Below are 22,332 nucleotides of genomic sequence, written 5' to 3' on the forward strand. Positions count from 1 at the left end.
AATTGCTGGAAGAGGACAAATCCTCTCAGGATGGTATTGCTTTAAAAAGAATGAAAGCTGCTCTTTCTACTCAATACTTAAGAAAAGTGATTGGTTTTTAAACTTTGATGAAATCGCCCTGCGAAATAAATACATATTGAATAATATTAATGTTAATTTAATCTTTCTCCTGTATAATTTGAATATATTTTACACAGCAAAGTTGTGTTTAAATTAATTTTTAAATGTTGATTATAGAAGGAAAATGAGCCATGCCATCTGGAAAGCAAAAACAATATTTTCGCGAGAAAACTAATGAAGCATATCTTGACTTAACGAGAGTAAGTTCTATTTATAAGTTTCAAGATCCGTTTTTTAAACAGCCCATGGCAATACCTATACCTAAAGTTGACAAGGTTGATTCGTTCGATACTTGGCTAAATAATGCAAGTAATATATTTAAGACCTTACTGCATTTTACTGAATTCGGTACGTACATGGCGCTTGAAAATATTGAGCAAAACGCCCCATTTAATCCTATTCAAAGCTTTTGCCTCGAATTTTTAGCATCAATAATAGATAGCATAGCAGCGTTGATCCCGGAAGAGAAAAAAGAAATAGAAATAGAAATGCAGCCTATGGGCCAGTAACTCATAAAACAACATAGTACACACTCTAGCTCGGAATCAAAGTGATAAACCATGACGATTGAAGTGATTTGGTAATAGTAACCCATTACCTAGAAAGTGACGAACCGAGCTAGAATACTTTAATTCTTCAAACAATTTGTTTCCTATTGCACAATAGAAAATTCCTATGAAAATCAGATGTTAATGGTTACTATATAAGATAGCTTCGATCCCATGCAAAAACAGCTTATGATAATATGGAATGAAGTTACATTTAATGATTAAGATGTGTTGCCAAATAAAAAGGAAGTGTGATGCGGCTTTGGATCAGGGGATTTACTTGTTTCAGTTTATATACATTAGTATCCTGTACTGTTTCTCTACCGCAACAAAGCCAAATTAAAAATCTAAAAACCGTTCCAGCCATGGAACACTCCATTAACAAAAGTTTACAAAAAAAAGAGATTTTTTCTGAAGGCAAATGGCCTAACAAACAATGGTGGTTATCTTATAATAATCCCGAACTCAACGCCCTGGTTACAGAAGCTTTAGCGAATAATCCTTCAATTCATGAAATCAAAAATCGTATTAAAGTTGCTAAGCAGCAAGCCATTGTTACACGCTCGTTATTAGCTCCTTTAGTTTTTTTTAATGCAGATGAAAATCGACAATATGTAAGTGAAAACGGTTTATATCGCGCATTCAATCATACATTTCCTTTAAACGCCAGACTCTTGGATCTTTCTCTTTCGTTTACTTATGAGTTTGATTTTTGGGGCAAAAACCGTAATCTTTTTTATTCCGCTTTAGGAGAGGCAAAAGTTCGAGAAGCGGAAGCCGCAGAAGTGGAGTTAATTACAAGTACTGCAATTGCTCAAGCCTTTTTTGCATATAAAACGAATCTGGTCAGAAAAAAATTATTTACGCAATTAATTGAAGTACGACAAAAAACTGCAAAATTACAAAACATATTGGTACAAAAAGGACTTTCATCAAAATTGCCTGCATTAGAAACCTCAGAAAAGCTGCTTGAATCTCAAAAATTACTTTCAAGTATTACTGATGAGTTAACAGCCGATAAACACCTGATTAATACTTTAGCAGGACGTGGGCCAGATACTCCTTTGTTAATTAAATCCACACTTCCCTCATTACCTAAGACTCTAAATATTCCCAAAATACTGCCATTGGATTTCTTAGCTCGCAGACCCGATCTTATGGCGCAAATTTGGCGAGCCAAAGCCCTAGCCTATAAAACAGGAGCCGCAATGGCAGAATATTATCCCAATATCAATCTGGCTGGTCTGATTGGTCTGGAAAGCACCAGTTGGAGAAAGTTTTTGGACTTATCGAGTGGTACTGCAGCAATTAGACCTGCCTTGCAATTACCTATTTTCACCGCAGGAGCAATAAGAGCGAATATCAATGCAACTAAAGCACAATTTGATGCAGCAATAGATGCATACAATAATTTACTCTTATTCAGTACTCAAGAAGTTCTTGATGTATTAGCTTTCGCGGAGGATGTCTATCAGCAAAAGTTAGAACAAAAACAAGTAGTGGAGTTTGCAAAACAACGTTATCAATTAAGTTATTTGCGCCAACAAAAAGGCTTGGATAGTTTATTTGATCTTTATTTTTTACAAGAAGAAGTCATTCAAAAAGAACTCGTAGATGTTACTCTACTTTATAACCAATACTTAGCCTCTATAAAATTAACCAGAGCTTTGGGAGGAGGTTACTATCAAAAAACGATACCGTTGGTGAAAAACTCATGAAAGAACGATCCGCCTCTTTTTATTTTACCGTCATTCTTATTGCTCTTTTTATTTTCCTTTTTTTATATTGGCTTTTTGTGTGGCGAAACCAAGTTTATACCAATGATGCCTATGTGCAAGGGAATCAGGTCTATATCAAGTCCTTACGCCCTGGATTCGTAACAGGTATCTATACCGACGATAGTTTTCTGGTAAAAAAAGGACAGCTCATTGTTTCACTAAATGAAACAGACTCACGTATAGCCCTGGAAAAAGCCAAGAAGAAACTTGCAAGTACAGTACGCGATGTATGCCAGGCATTTCATGATGTATTTATCCTGGCTGCAGAGATCGAAGTAAAGAAAGCACAACTTCTAAAAGCACGACAAAACCTGAAACATCGCTATGACGTAATTGATGTCAAAGGAGTTTCTTTAGAAGATTATCAAAATGCACAAGATGATCTAAAAGCTTCAATTGCCTCATTAAAAAGCACTGAAAACAACTATCAAAAAATGCTCGCTTTTGTACAAGGCACATCCATAATCGAACATCCTTGGGTACAAGCAGCAGCGCAGGAAGTACGTGATGCCTGGGTACAGTTATATCGGTGTAAAATATATGCGCCGGTAGATGGACTTGTAGCCCAAAGAACCATTCAGGTAGGCATGTGGCTTTCGCCTAAAGAACCACTGATGTCTATTATTCCTCTGGATCAAATATGGGTAAACGCTAATTATAAGGAAACCCAGCTGAAAAAAATGCGCATTGGGCAGAGCGTTACGTTTACTTCAGATCTTTATGGTTCTGATGTTGTATTTCACGGTAAAATTGTTGGTTTACCAGGTGGTGCCGGGAATGCTTTTTCCCTATTACCCCCCGAAAATCTTTCAGGAAACTGGATTAAAATAGTTCAAAGATTGCCAGTTCGAGTTGCTTTAGAACCGGAGGAATTAAAAAAACATCCTCTGCGAATTGGCCTTTCTTTAGAAGTAACTACCGATCTATCCGATCAAAGCGGCCCTTTAGTACCCACATCAAATTCCGGATCCCCCCATTATGTTACTGACATTTATCAAAAAGAAGAAAAAGGTGATGAACAACTTATCGCAGATATTATAAATACTAATTTGGATCCTAATCTCCAGAAATACGCCAATACGCCACTTACTCTAAATAAAATTGCTTTAAATGGAATGAGTAAACGATGATTCTCTATATTTTACTCTTATCACTTGCTGCAGTAATCTTCAATCTCACCTTACCTATAATGGCAGGTTTATATATTGTAAGCGATCTGGGTGGCAGTCCCTATATGACTTCGTATACAGTCAGTTTTTTTTGTATTGGAAATCTTTTAGGCGTACCTTTGGGAAAACCTGATGTAACGCGATTAAGCCCTATTCAACTTTTTGTTGTTTGTCTCAGTCTTACTGCCTTATGTTCGTGGGGATGTGCTACTGCCAGTGATTTCTTTACGTTTATCTTATTCAGGTTTTTAGAAGGTTTTGCTTCAGGACCAATGTTTCTTCTTATTACATGTACCCTTATTCCTTTGCTCTCTCCTAATAAGGATAAAGTCTATATTGTTTCTTTAGTATTGATTTGTCTTTCAATAATTCCCGTAATAGGTGCTTCTTATGGTGCTTGGATTGCTTACGACTACCATTGGCGATTCCTTTTTTTCTCTAATATACCTTTATGTATCTTTCTAATTTTTTATGTAGGTTATGGTTATAGAAAATATCATGAGCCCGTAAAAAAGAACTATTTTGATAGAGTTGGATATTTGTACTATTGCATCAGCATGATTTTTATTGGAACAGCTTTAACTACTGGCCAAGAGTTAGATTGGTTTCGTTCTTCTTTAATTACTTTTTTGCTTGTTTCTGGTGTAATCAGTCTTGTTTTTTTTATTTTACGAAGTTGGTCAGTCCAACATCCTGTGATTGATTTGAAATTACTAAAAAATTTTTATTTTTCATTCGCGATGATTTATATCGCATTATTTTTCGCACTCTATTTTGGCATGGTTATCTTATTGTCTTTATGGCTAAAACTTTACGTTAATTATACTCCTGATTGGATTGCCCTCATCATAGGAACAATGGCCTTTTGTGGATGGATTCCAGTACTCATCAATAAAAGGAAATATGAACCATTTTATCCATTGCTCATTGCCTTACTTTTTTTTGCGATTTCCTGTTTCTATACGGCCTACTTTAATGTGGATATTAATTTTAATCGGATTGCATTTTCACGAGGATTAGCAGGCGTAGGCCTTGCACTATTTTTATCCCCTCTTTTTCATCTAGCAGTGTACACTTTTCCTGAAACAAAACTTGCTGAATGCATTTGCTTTTTTCATGTTTCGCGCTTGCTGGGCAGTGGATTAGGAGTGGCTTTGTTTCTTATTTTATGGCATAGACGAGAAGTATTTTTTCATCTTCGATTAGGGAGTAGTTTGACTGCATTTTCTCCAGAAACACAACGGTTTCTAGCGCAGGCCAAATTATTACATCTTCAGGGTAAACATGCTTCGGCACAATTAAACTTCTATCTTACGCGACAGGCTACTGCTTTAGCTCTCGATGATTGCTTTTACCTTATGGGTTGGATAGCACTCTTATTGCTGTTTTTTTTAATCCTTATTTTTTTATTTCGTAATACAATAAATTCAACAAAAAAAGATAAGAGTCCACTATTAGATAATAGTATTTTAGAACAAAGATCTTAAAACTGGATTTCCCTACCCGTTCCTGCCCATCTTCATTGGCAAAAGACAAACATCAATTAATTAATCTTAATTCTTCTGTAAAAAAAGGACCATCCATAAGTTTTTCTGGCCATTTAAAAAGCATTACGGTAAGAATATTACGATGTTCACCAAATATAAAATCTACGGATCTAGAACGAGTAGGAATCATCTGATGTTGTATGTTATATACTCGTTCTAAATGATCCCTTATTATTTTAATTGCTGGAGAATCTTTTTTATTTAATAACAACAAACAAACCCCTACTTCGGCGATAACATCATTTTCAGTTCGCTCCATTATTTGTTGTATATTGCGCTCAAAATATTCACTTATCCAACGAAAAGCATCGTCATTAACTGAACTCTGATAATAATGGCTCGCTGCTGTAACAAAATGGGTCATACCATAAATTTTTGCTTCATATTCCAATTCTGATAGTTGACTATCCTTATAATCTGGAAAAGTATGCTGAAATAGTTTGGTATAGGATTTTCTTAAATCAACTATGTGCAAATCATGTAAGTAATAAACGTAATTAACTAATTGAGCCCCATAAATTTTAATGTTTTCCTCATTTAAGATAAATTCCTCCAACCGAGTAATTTGAGTTTTTAATACGTCGATAACGATATTGGTTTGTGGAAACAGAGACGTATTTTCCAAATGATATGAAAAAATTTTATTGGTTATCTCTAATAAGTAAAGATAAAAAAATAGATCTCCATATTGTGATATTTTTCTGATACGTAACTTGTATTTTTGCATAGGATTTTGGTGAGCATCTAATAATAAATTATTTGATTTTTTAAGGATGAGCTCCGGTTGATCGAAACTTGAGAAAAGATAGTGATATTTATTGCTCAAAAAGAAAACATAATCAATAACAGAATTCAAATGTTCTTTATTGCCGGTGATTCGATACATTCTTATTGAAAAGTGCTCTTGTTTCACTATAGGCAATTTATAAAGATTTGATTTATAGTTATCTAAGACTAAATCAGCTATTTCTGAATGACAAATTGCTGAAAAAAAAAATATTAAAAAAAATAAAGGTTTCACAGCCATACTATACAAAGTGGATCTTGAACTGGTTATTAAAAATAATCAGCGTGATTATAGAGTAAACATGAGTTAATTGAAAACGGCATTTAAGCCTATTACCAAAATGCATGTGTTCCGCGTAGCAACACATAGAGTATTTTCACCGCAATTCGTACATAGAAAGATCGCATGACTCAATAATAAATCACTTTGAAAATAAAGCTTATCTGGAAAACAATTCAGCCCAAATCAACAAACTAAGTTAGGATGGATGAAATTGAGATCTTATATAGCAAAAAAAAGTAACCTTTGTCTTTCTCAAAGCCATGAATCTTTATGATTGAGGCATAAAACATCCAGAAAAAAAGCCCGAGTTTCGTTGCGCTAAACTCGGGCTACAATAGCCTAGAATTAAAATAAATAATGTCCTATTCTACCCTACGCCAAGTAGTTCCATTCACTCCATCCTCTAACTCGATTCCACGACTTAATAAGTCTGCTCTTATCTGGTCAGCGCGCTCCCAATTGCGATCGGCACGTGCTTGAAGTCGTTCTGCAATTAATTGCTCTATTTCTACCTTATCCTCTTCAGCAAACCCTGACTGCAAGAAAGAAGCTGGATCGGCCTGCAATAACCCCATAATACCTGCTAAATGCTTCAATGTAGCAGTTAGAGTCGGTGAGTTATTCTTATTTACTTCATGGCTAAGCTGAAACAAAACAGATAATGCAACTGGAGTATTAAAATCATCATTCATTGCCTGGTTAAATTCATTAATCCAATGATTATCTAATTCCCCGTCTACGATAGTATTATTGTCTTTTATGGTTTGATATAAACGAGTTAATGCTTTTTTTGCATTAGTCAAATTCTCTTCAGAATAATTCAATGAACTACGGTAATGACTGCTTAATAGAAAATAACGAACAACTTCAGGATGGTGCTTAGCCAAAACATCAGCAATAGTGAAAAAATTACCCAATGACTTTGACATTTTTTCGTTATTAACTTGCAACATTCCTACATGCAACCAGTAATTTGCAAATGTTTTTTCAGTAGCCGCTTCACTCTGAGCGATCTCATTCTCATGGTGAGGGAATTGTAAATCCAATCCTCCTCCATGAATATCGAATTGCTCACCTAACTCACTCATTGCCATGGCAGAACATTCAATATGCCAGCCTGGACGTCCTTCCCCCCAAGGAGAAGGCCAGCTGGGCTCGCCTTGTTTTGCTTTTTTCCATAAAACAAAATCCAATGGAGAACGTTTTTCTTTCACAATTTCAACACGTGCTCCAGCGACTAATCCTTCTAAATCCTTGTGTGATAATTTACCATAATCAGCAAACGAGTTGACTTGATAACATACATCACCATTATCACTAAGATATGCATTTCCTTTCGCAAGCAAACGCTCAATTAATCGAATAATACTGTTTATATGTTCCGTAGCTCTTGGTTCTACATCCGGCGGTAAAATATTTAACGCTTGTGTATCCTCATTCATTGCTGCAATATATTGAGCAGTCAATTCATCTATTGGTATTGCACGTTCATGTGCGCGTGCGATAATTTTGTCGTCAATGTCCGTAATATTACGCACATATTTCACCTCATATCCCTGGGAACGCAAATAACGAACCATAACGTCAAAAGCTACCATAGAGCGAGCATGGCCTATATGACAATGATCATATACAGTAATCCCACAAACATAGATACCAATTTTTCCAGGTGAAATAGAAACAAATGGTTCTTTTGTTCTGGTTAAAGAATTATATAAATGCAACATATCTGCCCCTTTAGCTTACCCTAGTTTTCCCCAAGTATCTTTCAAGTCAACTACACGATGAAATGTGTTAACACGTCCATCTTTTAATTCATTAACACCATAGTATCCCAAGCGTTCAAATTGAAACACCTCGCCTAATTGTTGATTTGCTAAAGCCGGTTCACAATAGGCTTGCTTTATTTGTAATGAATTATGATTTAAAAATTGAAAAAAATCGTCCTCTCGACCAGGGTTGGGATCATTAAATAAACGGTCATATTCCAATACAGTTACAGGATAAGCATGTGCACAAGATACCCAATGAATGACGCCTTTTACTTTTCTATCCTCAGGATTTTTTCCTAAAGTTTTTTCATCATAGGTACAGCGTAACTCAACAATGTTACCCTGCTCATCATGAATCACTTCGTGACATTTGATTACATAAGCATGACGTAAACGTACCTCAGCCCCAGGAGACAAACGGAAGTATTTTTTGGGTGGCTCTTCCATAAAATCTGATCGTTCAATAAAAAGCTCTCGAGTGAATGGTAAATCACGTCGCTCCGAATTTGGATCTTGCTGATTATAAGCTGGCTTTAATACTTCTACTTTGCCTTCAGGATAATTTTCTATAACTACTTTTATAGGATCCATAACGCATAAAGCACGTTTCGCTGTTCTATTTAACTCATCACGAACACATTCTTCGAGTATGGACATATCAATTACAGAATCACTACGTGATATCCCTATTACTTCGCAAAACTGACGAATTGCAGCTGCCGGGTAACCACGTTTTCTCATACCACGTATAGTAGGCATTCGTGGATCATCCCATCCAGAAACCGCCTTTTGTTCAACCAGTTCACGCAATTTACGCTTTGAAGTAACTGTATGTGATAAATTTAAACGAGCAAACTCTGTTTGTATAGGCTTTGCAGGTAAAGGCAAATTGTCAACGCACCAGTCATAAAGTGGACGGTGATCTTGAAACTCTAAAGTACACAATGAATGAGTAATTTTTTCTAAAGCATCAGAAATAGGATGTGCATAATCATACATCGGATAAATACACCATTCATCGCCTGTGCGTTGATGATGTGCATGTCGAATGCGGTAGATTACCGGATCACGCATATTCAAGTTACCTGATTGCATGTCAATTTTTGCTCTTAATACATGAGCACCATCAGGAAACTCCCCTGCTTTCATGCGTGAGAATAAATCCAAACTTTCTTCTATTGGTCTATTTCTGTAAGGGCTTTCACGTCCAGGCTCTTGCAAGGTTCCACGATAAGCACGAATTTCTTCCATGCTTAAACTATCGACATAAGCCAAATCTTTTTTTATAAGTAATACTGCAAAATCATAGAGCTCATGGTAATAGTCTGAGGAGTGTGTCATGTCATACCATTCAAAACCTAACCAGCGTACATCCTCAATAATGGCGTTGACATATTCTTCCTCTTCTTTAATTGGATTAGTATCGTCAAAACGTAGATAACAGATACCACCAAACTCTTGCGCCAAACCAAAATTCAAACAAATAGATTTAGCATGCCCTACATGCAAATATCCATTAGGTTCGGGAGGAAAACGAGTCACTACAGACTTATGTTTGCCACTCGCCAGTTCATCAGTAATCAGTTGCCTTATAAAATGAGCTCGTTTTTCAGTTAATTCTATCATTGGGATTTTTCCGTCACTGTTATTACTATGTAGCCTCAGTAAAAATAAGCTATAACTCGATTTATCTCATAATACCGGTATCTTATAATACCGGATTCCCAGGTCACGCCATTGCGTTCATCCAAGCCTGTTTACAAAAGGCCATGTTCTCTATATCTCATTAGCAGGAATAATAATGGTATAAGCTTTGCCATTATTTTAAATTTTATCCATAGCATGTCGCATAGAGTAAAGTAAATCTGCCCCAGCTTCCAACATATCTCTATTCGCGTTATAAGCATCCAGAATTCGCGTAATCAGGGCAGCTCCAACAATAACACCATCTGCAAATCTGGCAACTTCTGCAGCCATTTCTGGTGTTTTTATACCAAAGCCTACCATTAATGGAAGATTGGTTTGTGCTTTACGGTGTTGATACTGCGATTTTAAAGACGATATATCCAATGCATCAGAACCAGTAACACCTTTTAAAGACACATAGTACAAATATCCCTTGGCGAAATGGTTAATTAATGCCATTCGCTCATCTGATGTCGTAGGAGAACAAAGAAAGATACTGTATAAGCCATATTTTTGCCAGATCTTGGCTACTTCCTCACTTTCTTCTGGAGGTAAATCTACCAATATCGTTCCATCCACGCCGGATTCTAATGCCTGTTGTGCAAAAAGTTCATAACCAAAATGCTCAATAGGATTTAAATACCCCATTATAACAACTGGCGTTTCTTGATCCTGCAAACGAAATTCTTTCACCATATTCAAAACAGTTTGGCAATGCACGTCCTGAGCAAGCGCTCGCTCCATTGCTTTTTGGATAACAGGTCCTTCAGCCATGGGATCAGAAAATGGAATTCCGAGTTCTAAAATATCTGCTCCGGCTCTAACCAACTCATGCATCAGTTTTACCGTGATTTCTGGATAAGGATCTCCGGCAGTAATGTAAGGGCTAAGCATTTTTTTGCCACTCGCGTGAAGACGCTTTAATGTTTTGTCAATTCGATTCATACGGTAATCCCATCAATTTGAGCCACAGTGTGCATATCTTTATCACCGCGACCCGATAAATTCACGATAATACTTTGGTCCGCAGACATGTTCTTGGCGAGTTTCATTGCATAGGCAACTGCATGACTGGACTCAAGAGCAGGAATAATTCCTTCAACCCGTGTTAAAGTACGAAAAGCGTGCAGCGCTTCATCATCATTAATGGCTTCATAAATTACACGCCCAGTATCTTTTAAATAAGCATGTTCCGGTCCTACCCCAGGGTAGTCAAGGCCTGCAGAGACCGAATGTGTATCTTTAATTTGACCGTATTCATCACAGAGCAAATAAGTTCGGTTACCATGTAAAACCCCTGGTTTTCCGGCAATCAATGAAGCAGAATGTTCGCCACTTTCTAAACCTTTTCCTCCCGCTTCAACTCCATAAATGGCAACTGTTGAATCATTCAAAAAGGGGTAAAATAAACCAATTGCATTAGAGCCTCCACCTACGCAAGCAACTAATGCATCGGGTAAACGTCCAGTCTTTTCCAGAAATTGGGCTCTAGCTTCAATGCCAATAACAGATTGAAAATCTCTAACCATCTGTGGATAAGGATGTGGGCCTGCGACTGTCCCAATAATATAAAAGGTATCATCAACATGGCTGACCCAATCGCGCATCGCCTCATTTAATGCATCTTTTAACGTTTGCGACCCTGATGTGACTGGGACAACTTCCGCGCCTAACAATTTCATGCGATAAACATTAGATGACTGACGTTTTATATCCTCAGCCCCCATATATACCACGCATTCCAAACCTAATTTAGCCGCTACTGTTGCTGAAGCCACCCCATGTTGGCCTGCGCCTGTTTCGGCAATTACCCTGGTTTTTCCCATACGTGTAGCAAGGAGCGCTTGCCCTACCGTATTATTAATTTTGTGCGCTCCGGTATGATTCAAATCCTCTCGTTTTAAATAGATTTGTGCCCCACCAATTTCCCTGCTTAAACGTTGTGCATGATAAAGTGGATTAGGTCGTCCTACATAATCTTTTAATTCAGCATTTAGCTCTGCTAAAAAATCGGGATCTTTTCGATATTTTGCATACGCTTCTTCTAATTGTTTTAATGCATACATCAAAGTATCTGCTACGAAAATACCACCGTAGGGACCAAAGTGCCCGTGCTCGTCAGGAAGCTCTTTTTTGTTCATTTCTACCTTCATTAACTTCTTAAAAATGTAGCCTGGGTGAAGCGCAGCATAACCCGAGATCCGCGATCCAATTTCCCAGGTTACGCTGCGCTTCACCCAGGCTACTATATTACCAATTTAACAATTTCTGCATAAATCGACTCATTTTGCCATGCTCTTTAATCCCAGGTGATACCTCAATACCACTACACAGATCTACGGCATAAGGATGACATGATTTAATTGCTTCGAGTACATTAAACTCATCTAATCCACCAGCCAATATGTAAGGCTTTTCCACCTTTTGTGGAATAATTTTCCAATCAAAAGCGCATCCAGTGCCGCCTCGCGCTACATCTGAAGGTGTATCTAACAACAACGCGCTTGCGGTTTCAAACTCCTGTACTGTCTGATGAATATATGCGGTTGAATTACAATGTATGGCTTTTATAAAAGGCTTATTAAATTGCTTACAAAACTCAGCTGATTCATCACCATGAAACTGCAATAACTGAATTGGCAGTTCTTCTACTATTTTATAGACTAAATCTCGCTCAGGATTCACCAAAACAGCAACCGAATCTACAAATGCAGGCAAATCTTTTAATAAGGCTTTTGCCTGATCTATTGAAACATAACGAGAACTTTTTGGATAAAAAATCAAACCTATAGCATCAACACCCAGATTAATGGCATGTGCGATATCTTCGCTACGTGTCATTCCACACATTTTGACTCGCATGCGTCCCAGATTCATTATTTCTCCACAAGAAAAGAAGGTCCCGGATTATTCTGTAATATTGAAAACGTCTGAGGATAAGTCACTTGCACTAAATACAATCCATACGCGGGTGCTGTTTCTGCACCTAGTCTCCTGTCTTTTGCTTTTAGTACCTCATCAACCCAAGATACAGGATGTTTTCCCGAACCGACTGCAATTAGCACACCAGCGATATTACGCACCATATGATGTAAAAAAGCATTAGCAGTTATATCAATTATAACCAAATCACCTGTGCGACTAACCTGTAATTTATGGATATTCCGCATAGGCGTGTTTGACTGGCATTCAACAGAACGAAATGAAGTAAAATCATTCTCGCCTAATAAAACCTGGGCCGCTTGATGCATCAGACGATGATCTAATTGCCTGTATTGCCAAGTTATATTGCTTCGAAATAAAGCAGGTCGAATGGCTCCATTATAAATGACATAACGATATCTTCTTGCAGTAGCAGAATATCTCGCATGAAATTCTTCTGTTAATTCCTTCCCCCATTTAACACAAATGTCTTTAGGCAGAAAAGAGTTCACTCCATGGATCCATGCACGAATGCTGCGCACTTTATCACAGTCAAAATGAATTACTTGATTTGTAGCATGCACACCAGTATCTGTCCTGCCTGCACAAACGACAGAAATAGGGCCATCTGCTACCTTTGATAAAGCATGTTCTATGGCTTGTTGCACAGTATGCAAGCCTGTTTGTGCTTGCCAGCCATGATACTGGCTACCATCGTACTCAAGCACTAAGGCAATACGCATTGAATATTCCTGATAAAAGGGTCAATTTATAATACAGTATATGTTTTGTCTATACCTTAATATGATTGATTTACAAGTTTATTAGATATTATAGTAATTTCTTTTGTCTAGATTCTGATTTTTAGTAATTAAAGAATTTTGCACACTATAAATTTACAGATAAAATCCCTTCTTCAAAAAGCATCTTCAAACTATCTTATTGATTTGATTCATTCAATTATGATACTTTCTCATGCCGCAATTAATTAGCGCCATTTATTGGTGCATATCTTAATCATTAAATTGAGACTCATTATGAAAAGGAATTTATTTTACTTAGGTATTACCACTTTATTATTTGTCTTCCATAGCCCCTCTTACTCTAAGAATATCGAAAACATACAAAGTTCCTTACATCAATCTATTTCCAACGCTCAAGGCAATTGGTTTACATCACTTGGAGGAGGCGCGCAATTTCCTGAGTTAAATTCCCATACGAAAGTAAATAATGGCTCGGGATTTCCAGCTCCTTATGGTGCTGATCGTTACTCAATCACGAATGATAATGGAGGAGTTATTGCAGCCTCTATGGGCCGACGTTGGCATAATGATAGCATCTGGTTTCCTTCTTATTCATTGAGTATCTTTTGGCAGTACTTTTTCAAAACACATATCAGCGGTGAAATAACACAATATTCCTTACCGCAATTTACCAACTACAATTACAATCTGGATTTTACTTCCAATCTCTTATTAGCCTCTGGAAAAATTAATCTGATGCGATATGGAATTTTTTCACCGTATATTAACGGAGGGATAGGCACCTCTTTCAACAATATTTCTAACTATAGTGAAACAGCATTTGCAGGAGTTACCCCACGAGTTAGTGCTGGGTATAGAAATTCTAATACAAGTGAATTCGCTTACAATGTAGGTGCCGGGGTTGATGTGCAAATCCTTCCGCAATTGTTCCTCTCAGTTGGTTATATTTATCAGGATTTAGGCCCCCTCTCCTCTGGTCACGGAGTTAATGCATGGACTGGAGAATCATTAAATCTTGGTTCCTATCGTTCAAACGAAGTCTTAATCACAGCTACCTATCTTTTTGGTACTGAAAAAAACTTTGTCAAATAAAGAAAGGAAAACATCATTGCCTGGGCATAGCACAGCCCGGGTTAATTTGATAATGGATCCGGGGTTACGTCTTTGCCTTCGCCCTGGCTAGAATTAAAAACATTATGACTTCCCTTGAATCTCATCAATTAAGCGTTGAGCTTCTTCTTTTTGTGACTTGGTACCATGCTCCATTACTTCATTTAGAGAATGCAATGCAGATTCTATATCTTCCATTCCAATATACGTTCTTGCAAGAGCCAACAGAGTATCTAATGCCTTTTTGTTCTTTAACTGGGAAAGACCTCTACTCTCCTCTTCTTTCTGTGTTTGAATGACCTCAACAGATGAAGAAGGAGTAAAATCCAAACCATTGTCATCTTCTACGAGCTCTTGAGAATTATCTTCATCTAGGGTGGGCTTTGTTGTAAGTTTATGATGTAAACCCGATTCAAACTCTAGTAAATTATCCTCTTGATGTTTATCTTTTTTGCTTTCATCAGTTTGCTTGGATGATTCAATTTTTTCTTCAGTAGGTATAATTTCCAGCAATTGCCCTTCATCTGTTATCAGCAATTGAGGCTCAATAGCAGCAGAAGTATGTTCTCCAAGATCACCGGCATCTTCTAATTTAGGTTCAGGCTTTAATTCAGATTTAAATTTTACTTCAGGCACAGATTTTACCTCAGGCTCAGATTTTACTTGGGGCTCAGATTTTCTTTCCTGTAGGGGATCTTTCGTAATTAGCCCATCATCTGAACTAATAATGGGTCGAGTTGAAGCCCGATGAAGTGTATTGCTCTTCTCTGTAGGCGATCCTTTCTTTCCTTGATCACGCCATTTAAAATAATAATATGCAACGACGCCACTAGCTCCACCAGCAACCAGCAATAATAGGAATAGAATCCAAGACTCATAGGGTTGATCAGAATTGCTCTTGGAGTTGGCTTGCCCTGCAATTGCTATCCGCTCTTTCATCATCGTTTGAATTTGATTACGGATTAATTGAAGCTCCTGATCCCGCATATCCAATTGGTTTTGTAATTTTTTATTTTGCGTTTGTAATAAGCTTAATTGTTCTGTTAATAGTGCATTAGACTCTCGCAAAGAATCTACAGCAGCAGTTGTAATTGATATTTCAGCCTTCAGTGTCCTATTTTGCTCTGGACTTACTTGTTTTTGAGTCTCCAGTGACGGGATTGGACTTGGCAAAGTAAATCTCGAGAACGTTTGATTCGGTACCAAAGTCGAAACATCAGAAAATTTTGGCACAGGAGGTATTTGCGAGTACTCAACAGAGTCAGCACTAGATGCTTGACCTGTTATATAGGGTGGAGCTATTACATGATTAATTGATGCTTTTTCATTCCATGCTTTATCATGAGCCATTACTTCAACTGTAGCTAAGTCAGCGGGAACCTCCTGAAACTCTTTATCAGAAGGAATTTTAAGGCGAACACCGGTTTTCAATCCATTTAAATTTCCATCAACAAATGCTTCAGGATTTGCTCCCACAATTGCAAGAACAATTTGTGGTAAAATTGCTTCAGAAGTTTTATATCTTTGCGCAATTTGCCATACATTTTCATTAAATATTGTAGGACCATAAACTGCAATTTTCTTTTGACCAGCATGATTCACTTTATGATATTTTTTAGTCGAATCCGTTACATTTTGATGATTAGCGAATTTTCTCTGATATGTTAAACCGCTTTGTGCAGTTGCATTCGCTAATTTATAGCCTGGTGGATCCAACAATACCGTATAAACTTTATAGATTTGTCCTTTTGGCCAGATCAAATCAACAATTAGTTGCACATAAGGATCCGTCATTCGTTCTGTAGAGTGAACTTCTACAACGAATTTTCCCTTCTCATTTTTTCTAATATCGAAAGAAAGAGAATTAACTTCTTCAGAGCGCTCAATACCTAAACTTCGGTAGCTTTGCGGTTCAGCTAGCCCCACTTTAATACCAGACAAAGAAACGTCCTGTACATCGAGTAACTCAATTTCAGCGAGAAAAGGCTGGTCTAATGCTGATTCTACTTTCATTTCACCTAATCCTAGAGAGTAGGCGCTCATTGGCAAAGTAAGTGAAAATAGAGATGAGAATAAAACCTTTTTTTTCAATCAGCGCTCCATGCCCATTGGATTTGCAAGCAGGAAATTAGTTTTTAAAAAAATTAGCATTCTTTACTAATCCATTCAAGTAATTAGGGTTCACATGAACATCTTATATAGAACTATTCGATTACAAAATAGTACTTTGACTAGATAACTGTACTTGCAATGAAGGCAAGAGTCCATCGTTATCTCTATAAAATTTCTAACAAAAATGAGCTTCCCATCTCAATAGGAATAATTGATAATAACATGAATTAATATTGAAAATAGGATAAAAGTCATGGAATTCAGCAAAATAAATCCGCTTGCTTTAGGAATATCTATTAGTGTTCTATCAGCCCTCGCTTCTTTTTTTATGGGCTTAGCGGCATTTGTTTTTTACACTGGAAAACCCTTTGTCGCCATGGTTGGGAGTATATATCTTTCATATACTCCCTCCTTGGCTAATGCCGGCCTTGGTGCGGCCATAGTACTTATGAACACTTTTGTTAGTAGTTATATTGCTGCCTGGGTATACAACTTTCTACTTGATTACGTTAGATAAGAGTTGACTCCTGAGTGAAATCTTGCATCCCATGATAATGGGATGCAGTATAGCAATCTTCAATAGAAATAAAATCAAACCAACAGGTTTGAAGTAACATCAAAGTCTTGTACCCCAATTCAATATTAGTTTCAATCAATTGATCTATAAGTAACTCTAATTGTTCATGCTGATGCAATGCTTGTTTTGATTTCGGCTTTTCCTTGCACATTTTAGCAAACATAGCCTGGAACCTTTCTTCAACCATTTTAGGAACTGTCGAATTACCATCAAAAATACGATGATCCGCACTGATTGATACAGGCAACATATCTTTAGGTACAAATGATTGAGTTTCATGTTGCCACACAGGTTTTCGGTCAACTTCCATGATAGTAAAGCGCATGGACTCAGTTTTACGAAGAGGTGCCATCGATTGAGTATAGCCAAAAACACCTATATTACTTAATGAAATGTACGGTGTTCCTGCGAGGGGATAAGGATAAGTGTTATATGCATATTCATAAACCATATCCTTCATAAGTTGCTGTACACGTGGATTTGTTTTTTCCAATTGTTCACGTTTTTTATAGCAATAAACCATCATGCCTACTATGGTTCGAATTTTTGCTGACAACTCATAAAAGCTAAGATTATGACAATTTTCGAAAACAATTGTTCCAAGATGATCGCCACATCCTGGTAGCAATACAACAAGACCGACATATGCTTCTTTCGTTTGAAAAATTTTTCTAAAACTCAAATAATTTCTAAAAGAATCCGATAATGTCATCCAGGAACTAACTGCCTGCAACATCAATGTGGTCAAGGTCTCTGAGGCAAATTTTTTATTAAAAAAATCAAGGCATGAGATATCGATACTAAACTGTCCAGTCATAGTTGGATCGCTAGGATTATCCCACTGGGTCATGAGTACTTTTCGAATCGGAGTCATTTCAACTTCTCGATTGGACTCAGTATAATTTCGAACTCTAGGTAATAGCTCATCCGCAAACCCCATGAAATTTTTCCAATTTTCACTGGGATCAAGATTGACTTTACGGAGCTGCTGGGTATGCTTTTCATTGAGTGATTCCTTAAAATGCATCACTCCTTCAACTCCCAATAAAGCACTAACAGAAGACATATATTTATATTGCATAAAAATATTGGTTATTAATTGTTCTTCCAGATAAGCAATTTTCGGTTTTATTTGCTCAACATCTGGCATGCCAATATCGCGATATAACTCTGCTTCGCATACATGACGATGCTCGTCTTCAAGAATTGTCTTGAATACTTTGGGCGCAACACCATAGCGATGTAAACTTTCAAATATTTCCTCAATCCATCCCTCACCAATAAGATTAAGCAACATAATTGCTACTTTAGGGCAACTTTCTGCCCGAATAAAGTTACAAATGATTTCAATATGAGGACTATAAGGTGGTGGAGAAGCATAAGGAGCACAAAGCATATAAACAATTTTAGTAAATACTAAACCATGAAATATTTCATCAAGCAATTGTTGACGCATACGTTTTCTGTATTCAACAGTGGACATTTTTGATTCAAATTTAAGAGGAATTTGCACTGCCAATACTTCGAGCTGTGCTAAAAGTGAAAACGTATAAATATAAAAAAGCTTGTCAGATTGAAGTTCAAAAGGTAAACCATCGCAAAATAACTCATTTATTCTATTTTTAATGAGTTGTTTCTCTTCTACGGTAATCTTGTTCCATCCCTCTAAAATCCATTTTTCTGCACCCCAAGATGGTCTAAGCAATTCAGTAAGTTCTTCCACGATATTTACCATAAAATCAAAGATTTTTCAGTATAGACATAGCAAGCGTATGAGTCAATCATGCTCTATAGCAAAACATTTAGCAATTTTTACTCCCCTCTTTACTGAATAAAATAAATGTAATTTTTCTTAATTTATCTTGCATGAAGATTAGATACTTCCCATAACTATCATAATAAATAATAATGGAATGAATTATTATGAAAATAATAGGTAATTATCATGAAATTCGGCAAAATAGATCCGATTGCTTTAGGACTATCTCTTGGCGCTCTATCAGGAATATCGACATTCTTCATGGGGTTGATGGTTTTAATTTTTAATAAAGGGAAACCCTTTGCAGGGATGATGGGAACCATCTACATGACTTATGATCTTTCTTTACTCCAATGCGTCCTTGGTGGAGTTGGAGTATTTGTTAGTACCTTCATTAGTAGCTTTCTCATCGCCTGGATCTATAATACTTTAAGAAAACGGGTTTAAACCTCTAATACATCAGTTCAATGAAACGTTTGGGGGTAACTTAAAATTCTGGATAATTACTATAGACACCATTAATTCTATTGCATTACCCCAACCTCTAATTCATAATTTATTACCTTGCTTTTCTTATGGGTAGCTATGTCAGCATCATTGATTGATGGAAAGGTTGTCGCCTCTCTTCGTCGAGAAGAATTAAAACACCATGTGCATGATTTTGTACAAATAAATCATCGCGCACCCGGCCTTGCTGTTGTTCTTATTGGCAATGATCCTGCTTCTACGGTCTACGTAGCCAATAAGCGTAAAGCGTGTGCCGAGGTAGGTATTACCTCTCATTCCTATGATCTATCTGAAAAAACAACACAGGAAGAATTGATCAATCTGATTGATGATTTAAATTGTTCCAATCAAATTGATGGGATTCTCATCCAATTGCCATTACCCAAGCACATAAATGAACGTGTCATTATTGAGCATATCAAACCGGAAAAAGATGTTGATGGCTTCCATCCTTATAATTTGGGACGACTTGCTCAGCGTAACCCATTATTACGTCCATGTACTCCTCTTGGCATAATGCATTTATTAAAACATTATCATATTGAAGTCAAAAGGAAACATGCTCTCGTTATTGGTGCATCAAATATTGTCGGTCGACCTATGAGTTTAGAATTGCTCCTTGCTGGAGCAACAGTAACCATTGCTCATAAATTCACCCAACAATTAGAAAAATTTGTGCGCACTGCTGATATTGTCATCATCGCTACAGGAAAAATGGATGTTGTTGATTGCGAATGGCTTAGTAAAGAACAGATCGTTATCGATGTAGGCATCCATCGATTAGCAGATGGCAGTATTAGGGGTGATATAGATTTTAAAAATGCGGTAAACAAAGTTTCATGGATCACCCCCGTACCTGGTGGCGTAGGGCCAATGACTATAGTCACATTACTTGAGAATACACTAAAAGCAGCCACCTTAGCGAATCAATAGGCATAGTGTAAGAACAATAAGAAATCATTGCCTTTTGTTCCAAAACAATTATTAACTGACCTCTTTTAAAGAGGCTCAGTTACTTATCTAAAATATCCCAATCAAAATCTCCGCTCAACTCATCGAAATCATCTTTAAATTCCTCTTTTAGACGTTTACGCTCCAGCTTCTCCTCAAGCATACGTCTGACGTTTTTTCGATGGGCTGAAGACTCGATATCATCATCATAATTATAATCAGAGAATGATTGGTCATCATAATCTTCGTGAAGATCCATAGCTTTCCCCTTTTATACTCTCTTAAAAAGAGTATAGTAGACAATTATAAAAATGCTTTAGGAACACCATGCTCAGTTATCAACACGGATATCATGCAGGTAATTTTGCGGATGTCATCAAACATATTGCTTTAACCCATCTTCTAAATTACTTAACACGTAAAGATAAAGCTCTCTTATATCTTGAGACCCATTCAGGTAAAGGTTTATATGACTTAAAGAATAAACAAGCTGAAAAGACCCAGGAATACAAACAAGGCATTCAACTGATTTGGTCTAACAGAAACACCCTACCCTCTGTTTTTCAAAACTACCTTCAGTTGATTAACCAACTCAATTCTACTGATTCATTAAGATATTATCCCGGCTCACCGTTTCTCGCGATCAACACGCTACGAATGCAGGACAGGATGTATTTTTGCGAACTCCATCCAAGGGAATTTGAAGCCCTCAGTCAGCTTCAGCGTATGAATAAGAAAGTACATTTCAGTAATACTGACGGTATCGCAGCGATGAAAGCACTACTTCCACCACCAGAAAAAAGAGGATTAGTTTTCATTGATCCTTCATTTGAAATAAAAGAAGAATATAAAGAAATTCCTCTTGCAATCAAACAAGCTTATTCTCGTTTTGCTACAGGTGTATTTTGTCTTTGGTATCCGCTGGTCGATAAAAAATTAACTGATAAACTCAACAAAGGCATGAAAGAAATCAATGCCAAAAATGCGTTACGTATTGAATTTAATCTGACATCTACTCCAATGGAGGGGATGTCAGGTTGTGGTCTTTGGATAATTAATCCACCCTTTACTTTAGCAGAAGAAATGAAAACTGTATTAAATACCCTTAAAACTTATTTTAATCCAGGTAGTTCTTCCTACATTATTGAGGCTTATTCATGACTATTTACCCCATTCCTGCTTTTTCAGATAATTACATTTGGGTAATTATTGATAAAGTCGCAGGCACATTTGATTGTGTCGATCCTGGTGATGCAGAACCAGTAGTGCAATTTGCTCATACAAACCAACTCAGCTTGCGCTCTATCTTATTAACTCATCATCATCAAGATCATATTGGAGGAGTGAGTCAATTACTTAAAACCTATCACTCATGCACTGTTTATGGTCCAAGTGATCCGCGCATTCCTTGCGTAAATAATGCGGTACAAGAACATCAATCCATTCGAGTCGGAACATGTGTTTTCGAAATATTATTTAATCCAGGACATACCTCAAGTCATATTAGTTATTATGAGCCTCGGAACGAATTATTATTTTGTGGGGATACGCTTTTTTCCGCAGGTTGTGGTCGTGTTCTTGACGGGACAATGGAACAACTGCATCAATCGTTGCATCTTTTCAAAACATTACCCCCTACCACAAAAATATTTTGTACTCATGAATACACAGAACAAAATTTGCGCTTCGCGCAAACAGTAGAACCTAATAACCTGGTTATTCAACAATACTTAAAAAAATTACATAGCTCACCCCAATCTTGCACACTTCCATCGACCCTGGAACTCGAATTATTAATTAATCCTTTTTTACGAACCGGTGAACCCGATGTACAACAATATGCATTATCACATGGAGCAACATCAAATAGCTCATTAGAAGTATTTAGGGTTTTAAGGGAAGAAAAAAACTCATTTAAATAATCACCCAGATAGAATCAAT

At 36.9% G+C, this 22,332-nt stretch carries 21 protein-coding genes; 11 read left to right on the top strand and 10 right to left on the bottom strand.

All coding sequences use genetic code 11. The features are described 5' to 3' along the window. The 5 genes from ELY20_RS16950 to ELY20_RS03560 all read left to right on the top strand — a co-directional run. Positions 1-101: hypothetical protein (locus tag ELY20_RS16950; RefSeq protein WP_233590492.1), on the top strand; the 101-nt coding region annotated here is incomplete at its 5' end. Positions 102-251: 150 nt separating this feature from the next. After that, positions 252-629 (top strand): hypothetical protein, encoded by a 378-nt coding sequence (locus ELY20_RS03545; protein WP_110141563.1) that lies wholly within the window; start codon positions 252-254, stop codon positions 627-629. A gap of 293 nt (positions 630-922) precedes the next feature. Beyond that, positions 923-2,386 (top strand): efflux transporter outer membrane subunit, encoded by a 1,464-nt coding sequence (locus ELY20_RS03550; RefSeq protein ID WP_110141562.1) that lies wholly within the window; start codon positions 923-925, stop codon positions 2,384-2,386. Next, positions 2,383-3,576 (top strand): HlyD family secretion protein, encoded by a 1,194-nt coding sequence (locus ELY20_RS03555; protein WP_110141561.1) that lies wholly within the window; start codon positions 2,383-2,385, stop codon positions 3,574-3,576. The genes ELY20_RS03550 and ELY20_RS03555 overlap by 4 nt, the downstream gene beginning before the upstream one ends. Further along, on the top strand, positions 3,573-5,102 hold the full coding sequence (locus ELY20_RS03560; protein WP_110141560.1) for an MFS transporter: 1,530 nt from the start codon (positions 3,573-3,575) through the stop codon (positions 5,100-5,102). Before ELY20_RS03555 ends, ELY20_RS03560 begins: the two co-directional genes overlap by 4 nt. Positions 5,103-5,154: 52 nt before the next feature. On the opposite strand, the gene ELY20_RS03565 is transcribed toward ELY20_RS03560, so the two are convergent. From ELY20_RS03565 to truA, 7 genes are all read right to left on the bottom strand, one after another. Beyond that, positions 5,155-6,183, bottom strand: a complete 1,029-nt coding sequence (locus ELY20_RS03565) for a DUF3541 domain-containing protein (RefSeq protein ID WP_158618858.1) — start codon at positions 6,181-6,183, stop codon at positions 5,155-5,157. Between the two features lie 410 nt (positions 6,184-6,593). Beyond that, a complete protein-coding gene (gene cysS, locus ELY20_RS03570; protein ID WP_110141558.1) occupies positions 6,594-7,958 on the bottom strand; it encodes a cysteine--tRNA ligase in 1,365 nt (454 codons plus the stop codon). Positions 7,959-7,973: 15 nt separating this feature from the next. After that, a complete protein-coding gene (locus ELY20_RS03575; protein WP_110141557.1) occupies positions 7,974-9,629 on the bottom strand; it encodes a glutamine--tRNA ligase/YqeY domain fusion protein in 1,656 nt (551 codons plus the stop codon). A gap of 198 nt (positions 9,630-9,827) precedes the next feature. After that, positions 9,828-10,634 carry a tryptophan synthase subunit alpha gene (trpA, locus tag ELY20_RS03580; RefSeq protein WP_110141556.1) on the bottom strand — a complete coding sequence of 269 codons (807 nt, stop codon included), beginning with the start codon at positions 10,632-10,634 and terminating at the stop codon, positions 9,828-9,830. Then, on the bottom strand, positions 10,631-11,830 hold the full coding sequence (trpB, locus tag ELY20_RS03585) for a tryptophan synthase subunit beta (protein ID WP_110141572.1): 1,200 nt from the start codon (positions 11,828-11,830) through the stop codon (positions 10,631-10,633). The genes trpA and trpB overlap by 4 nt, the downstream gene beginning before the upstream one ends. 109 nt (positions 11,831-11,939) lie before the next feature. Then, complete coding sequence (locus ELY20_RS03590; RefSeq protein WP_110141555.1) at positions 11,940-12,566, bottom strand: phosphoribosylanthranilate isomerase; 627 nt, start codon at positions 12,564-12,566, stop codon at positions 11,940-11,942. Next, a complete protein-coding gene (truA, locus tag ELY20_RS03595; protein WP_110141554.1) occupies positions 12,566-13,354 on the bottom strand; it encodes a tRNA pseudouridine(38-40) synthase TruA in 789 nt (262 codons plus the stop codon). The genes ELY20_RS03590 and truA overlap by 1 nt, the downstream gene beginning before the upstream one ends. Before the next feature lie 294 nt (positions 13,355-13,648). Here truA and ELY20_RS03600 point away from each other — a divergent pair, with 294 nt between their 5' ends. Next, the gene (locus ELY20_RS03600; RefSeq protein WP_110141553.1) at positions 13,649-14,467 is read left to right on the top strand and encodes an outer membrane protein; all 819 of its coding nucleotides are present in this window, start codon (positions 13,649-13,651) and stop codon (positions 14,465-14,467) included. 102 nt (positions 14,468-14,569) lie between these two features. Here the strand turns inward: ELY20_RS03600 and ELY20_RS03605 are convergent, their stop codons facing one another. Beyond that, a complete protein-coding gene (locus ELY20_RS03605; RefSeq protein ID WP_110141552.1) occupies positions 14,570-16,576 on the bottom strand; it encodes a FimV/HubP family polar landmark protein in 2,007 nt (668 codons plus the stop codon). A 274-nt stretch (positions 16,577-16,850) separates the two neighbouring features. Between ELY20_RS03605 and ELY20_RS03610 the strand changes: the two genes are divergently transcribed. Further along, entirely contained in the window at positions 16,851-17,114 is a 264-nt protein-coding gene (locus ELY20_RS03610; protein ID WP_110141551.1) for a hypothetical protein, read from the top strand. Here the strand turns inward: ELY20_RS03610 and ELY20_RS03615 are convergent. Next, complete coding sequence (locus ELY20_RS03615) at positions 17,107-18,897, bottom strand: 2-oxo acid dehydrogenase subunit E2 (protein ID WP_110141550.1); 1,791 nt, start codon at positions 18,895-18,897, stop codon at positions 17,107-17,109. The two genes, ELY20_RS03610 and ELY20_RS03615, sit on opposite strands and share 8 nt — an antisense overlap. A gap of 222 nt (positions 18,898-19,119) precedes the next feature. Here ELY20_RS03615 and ELY20_RS03620 point away from each other — a divergent pair, with 222 nt between their 5' ends. Both ELY20_RS03620 and folD read left to right on the top strand, forming a co-directional pair. Continuing rightward, on the top strand, positions 19,120-19,380 hold the full coding sequence (locus tag ELY20_RS03620; RefSeq protein WP_110141549.1) for a hypothetical protein: 261 nt from the start codon (positions 19,120-19,122) through the stop codon (positions 19,378-19,380). A 138-nt stretch (positions 19,381-19,518) separates the two neighbouring features. Further along, positions 19,519-20,373 (top strand): bifunctional methylenetetrahydrofolate dehydrogenase/methenyltetrahydrofolate cyclohydrolase FolD, encoded by an 855-nt coding sequence (gene folD, locus ELY20_RS03625; RefSeq protein WP_110141548.1) that lies wholly within the window; start codon positions 19,519-19,521, stop codon positions 20,371-20,373. A 79-nt stretch (positions 20,374-20,452) separates the two neighbouring features. On the opposite strand, the gene ELY20_RS03630 is transcribed toward folD, so the two are convergent. Next, positions 20,453-20,650 carry a PA3496 family putative envelope integrity protein gene (locus ELY20_RS03630; protein WP_110141547.1) on the bottom strand — a complete coding sequence of 66 codons (198 nt, stop codon included), beginning with the start codon at positions 20,648-20,650 and terminating at the stop codon, positions 20,453-20,455. A 68-nt stretch (positions 20,651-20,718) separates the two neighbouring features. On the opposite strand from ELY20_RS03630, the gene ELY20_RS03635 reads away from it, so the two are divergent. Together ELY20_RS03635 and gloB are read left to right on the top strand one after the other, a co-directional pair. Further along, positions 20,719-21,552 carry a 23S rRNA (adenine(2030)-N(6))-methyltransferase RlmJ gene (locus ELY20_RS03635; RefSeq protein ID WP_110141546.1) on the top strand — a complete coding sequence of 278 codons (834 nt, stop codon included), beginning with the start codon at positions 20,719-20,721 and terminating at the stop codon, positions 21,550-21,552. Continuing rightward, on the top strand, positions 21,549-22,313 hold the full coding sequence (gene gloB, locus ELY20_RS03640) for a hydroxyacylglutathione hydrolase (RefSeq protein ID WP_110141545.1): 765 nt from the start codon (positions 21,549-21,551) through the stop codon (positions 22,311-22,313). The genes ELY20_RS03635 and gloB overlap by 4 nt, the downstream gene beginning before the upstream one ends. Positions 22,314-22,332 lie beyond the last annotated feature (19 nt).

This window comes from Legionella qingyii (assembly GCF_003990155.1).
In the GTDB taxonomy this organism is placed as follows: Bacteria; Pseudomonadota; Gammaproteobacteria; order Legionellales; family Legionellaceae; genus Legionella; species Legionella qingyii.

Excerpts from the sequence above, each read along its gene's own strand:
- ELY20_RS03545 (WP_110141563.1), top strand. The coding sequence starts at position 252 with ATGCCATCTGGAAAGCAAAAACAATATTTTCGCGAGAAAACTAATGAA.
- ELY20_RS03550 (WP_110141562.1), top strand. The coding sequence starts at position 923 with ATGCGGCTTTGGATCAGGGGATTTACTTGTTTCAGTTTATATACATTA.
- ELY20_RS03555 (WP_110141561.1), top strand. The coding sequence starts at position 2,383 with ATGAAAGAACGATCCGCCTCTTTTTATTTTACCGTCATTCTTATTGCT.
- ELY20_RS03560 (WP_110141560.1), top strand. The coding sequence starts at position 3,573 with ATGATTCTCTATATTTTACTCTTATCACTTGCTGCAGTAATCTTCAAT.
- cysS (WP_110141558.1), bottom strand. The coding sequence starts at position 7,958 with ATGTTGCATTTATATAATTCTTTAACCAGAACAAAAGAACCATTTGTT.
- ELY20_RS03575 (WP_110141557.1), bottom strand. The coding sequence starts at position 9,629 with ATGATAGAATTAACTGAAAAACGAGCTCATTTTATAAGGCAACTGATT.
- trpA (WP_110141556.1), bottom strand. The coding sequence starts at position 10,634 with ATGAATCGAATTGACAAAACATTAAAGCGTCTTCACGCGAGTGGCAAA.
- trpB (WP_110141572.1), bottom strand. The coding sequence starts at position 11,830 with ATGAACAAAAAAGAGCTTCCTGACGAGCACGGGCACTTTGGTCCCTAC.
- ELY20_RS03590 (WP_110141555.1), bottom strand. The coding sequence starts at position 12,566 with ATGAATCTGGGACGCATGCGAGTCAAAATGTGTGGAATGACACGTAGC.
- truA (WP_110141554.1), bottom strand. The coding sequence starts at position 13,354 with ATGCGTATTGCCTTAGTGCTTGAGTACGATGGTAGCCAGTATCATGGC.
- ELY20_RS03600 (WP_110141553.1), top strand. The coding sequence starts at position 13,649 with ATGAAAAGGAATTTATTTTACTTAGGTATTACCACTTTATTATTTGTC.
- ELY20_RS03610 (WP_110141551.1), top strand. The coding sequence starts at position 16,851 with ATGGAATTCAGCAAAATAAATCCGCTTGCTTTAGGAATATCTATTAGT.
- ELY20_RS03620 (WP_110141549.1), top strand. The coding sequence starts at position 19,120 with ATGAAATTCGGCAAAATAGATCCGATTGCTTTAGGACTATCTCTTGGC.
- folD (WP_110141548.1), top strand. The coding sequence starts at position 19,519 with ATGTCAGCATCATTGATTGATGGAAAGGTTGTCGCCTCTCTTCGTCGA.
- ELY20_RS03630 (WP_110141547.1), bottom strand. The coding sequence starts at position 20,650 with ATGGATCTTCACGAAGATTATGATGACCAATCATTCTCTGATTATAAT.
- ELY20_RS03635 (WP_110141546.1), top strand. The coding sequence starts at position 20,719 with ATGCTCAGTTATCAACACGGATATCATGCAGGTAATTTTGCGGATGTC.
- gloB (WP_110141545.1), top strand. The coding sequence starts at position 21,549 with ATGACTATTTACCCCATTCCTGCTTTTTCAGATAATTACATTTGGGTA.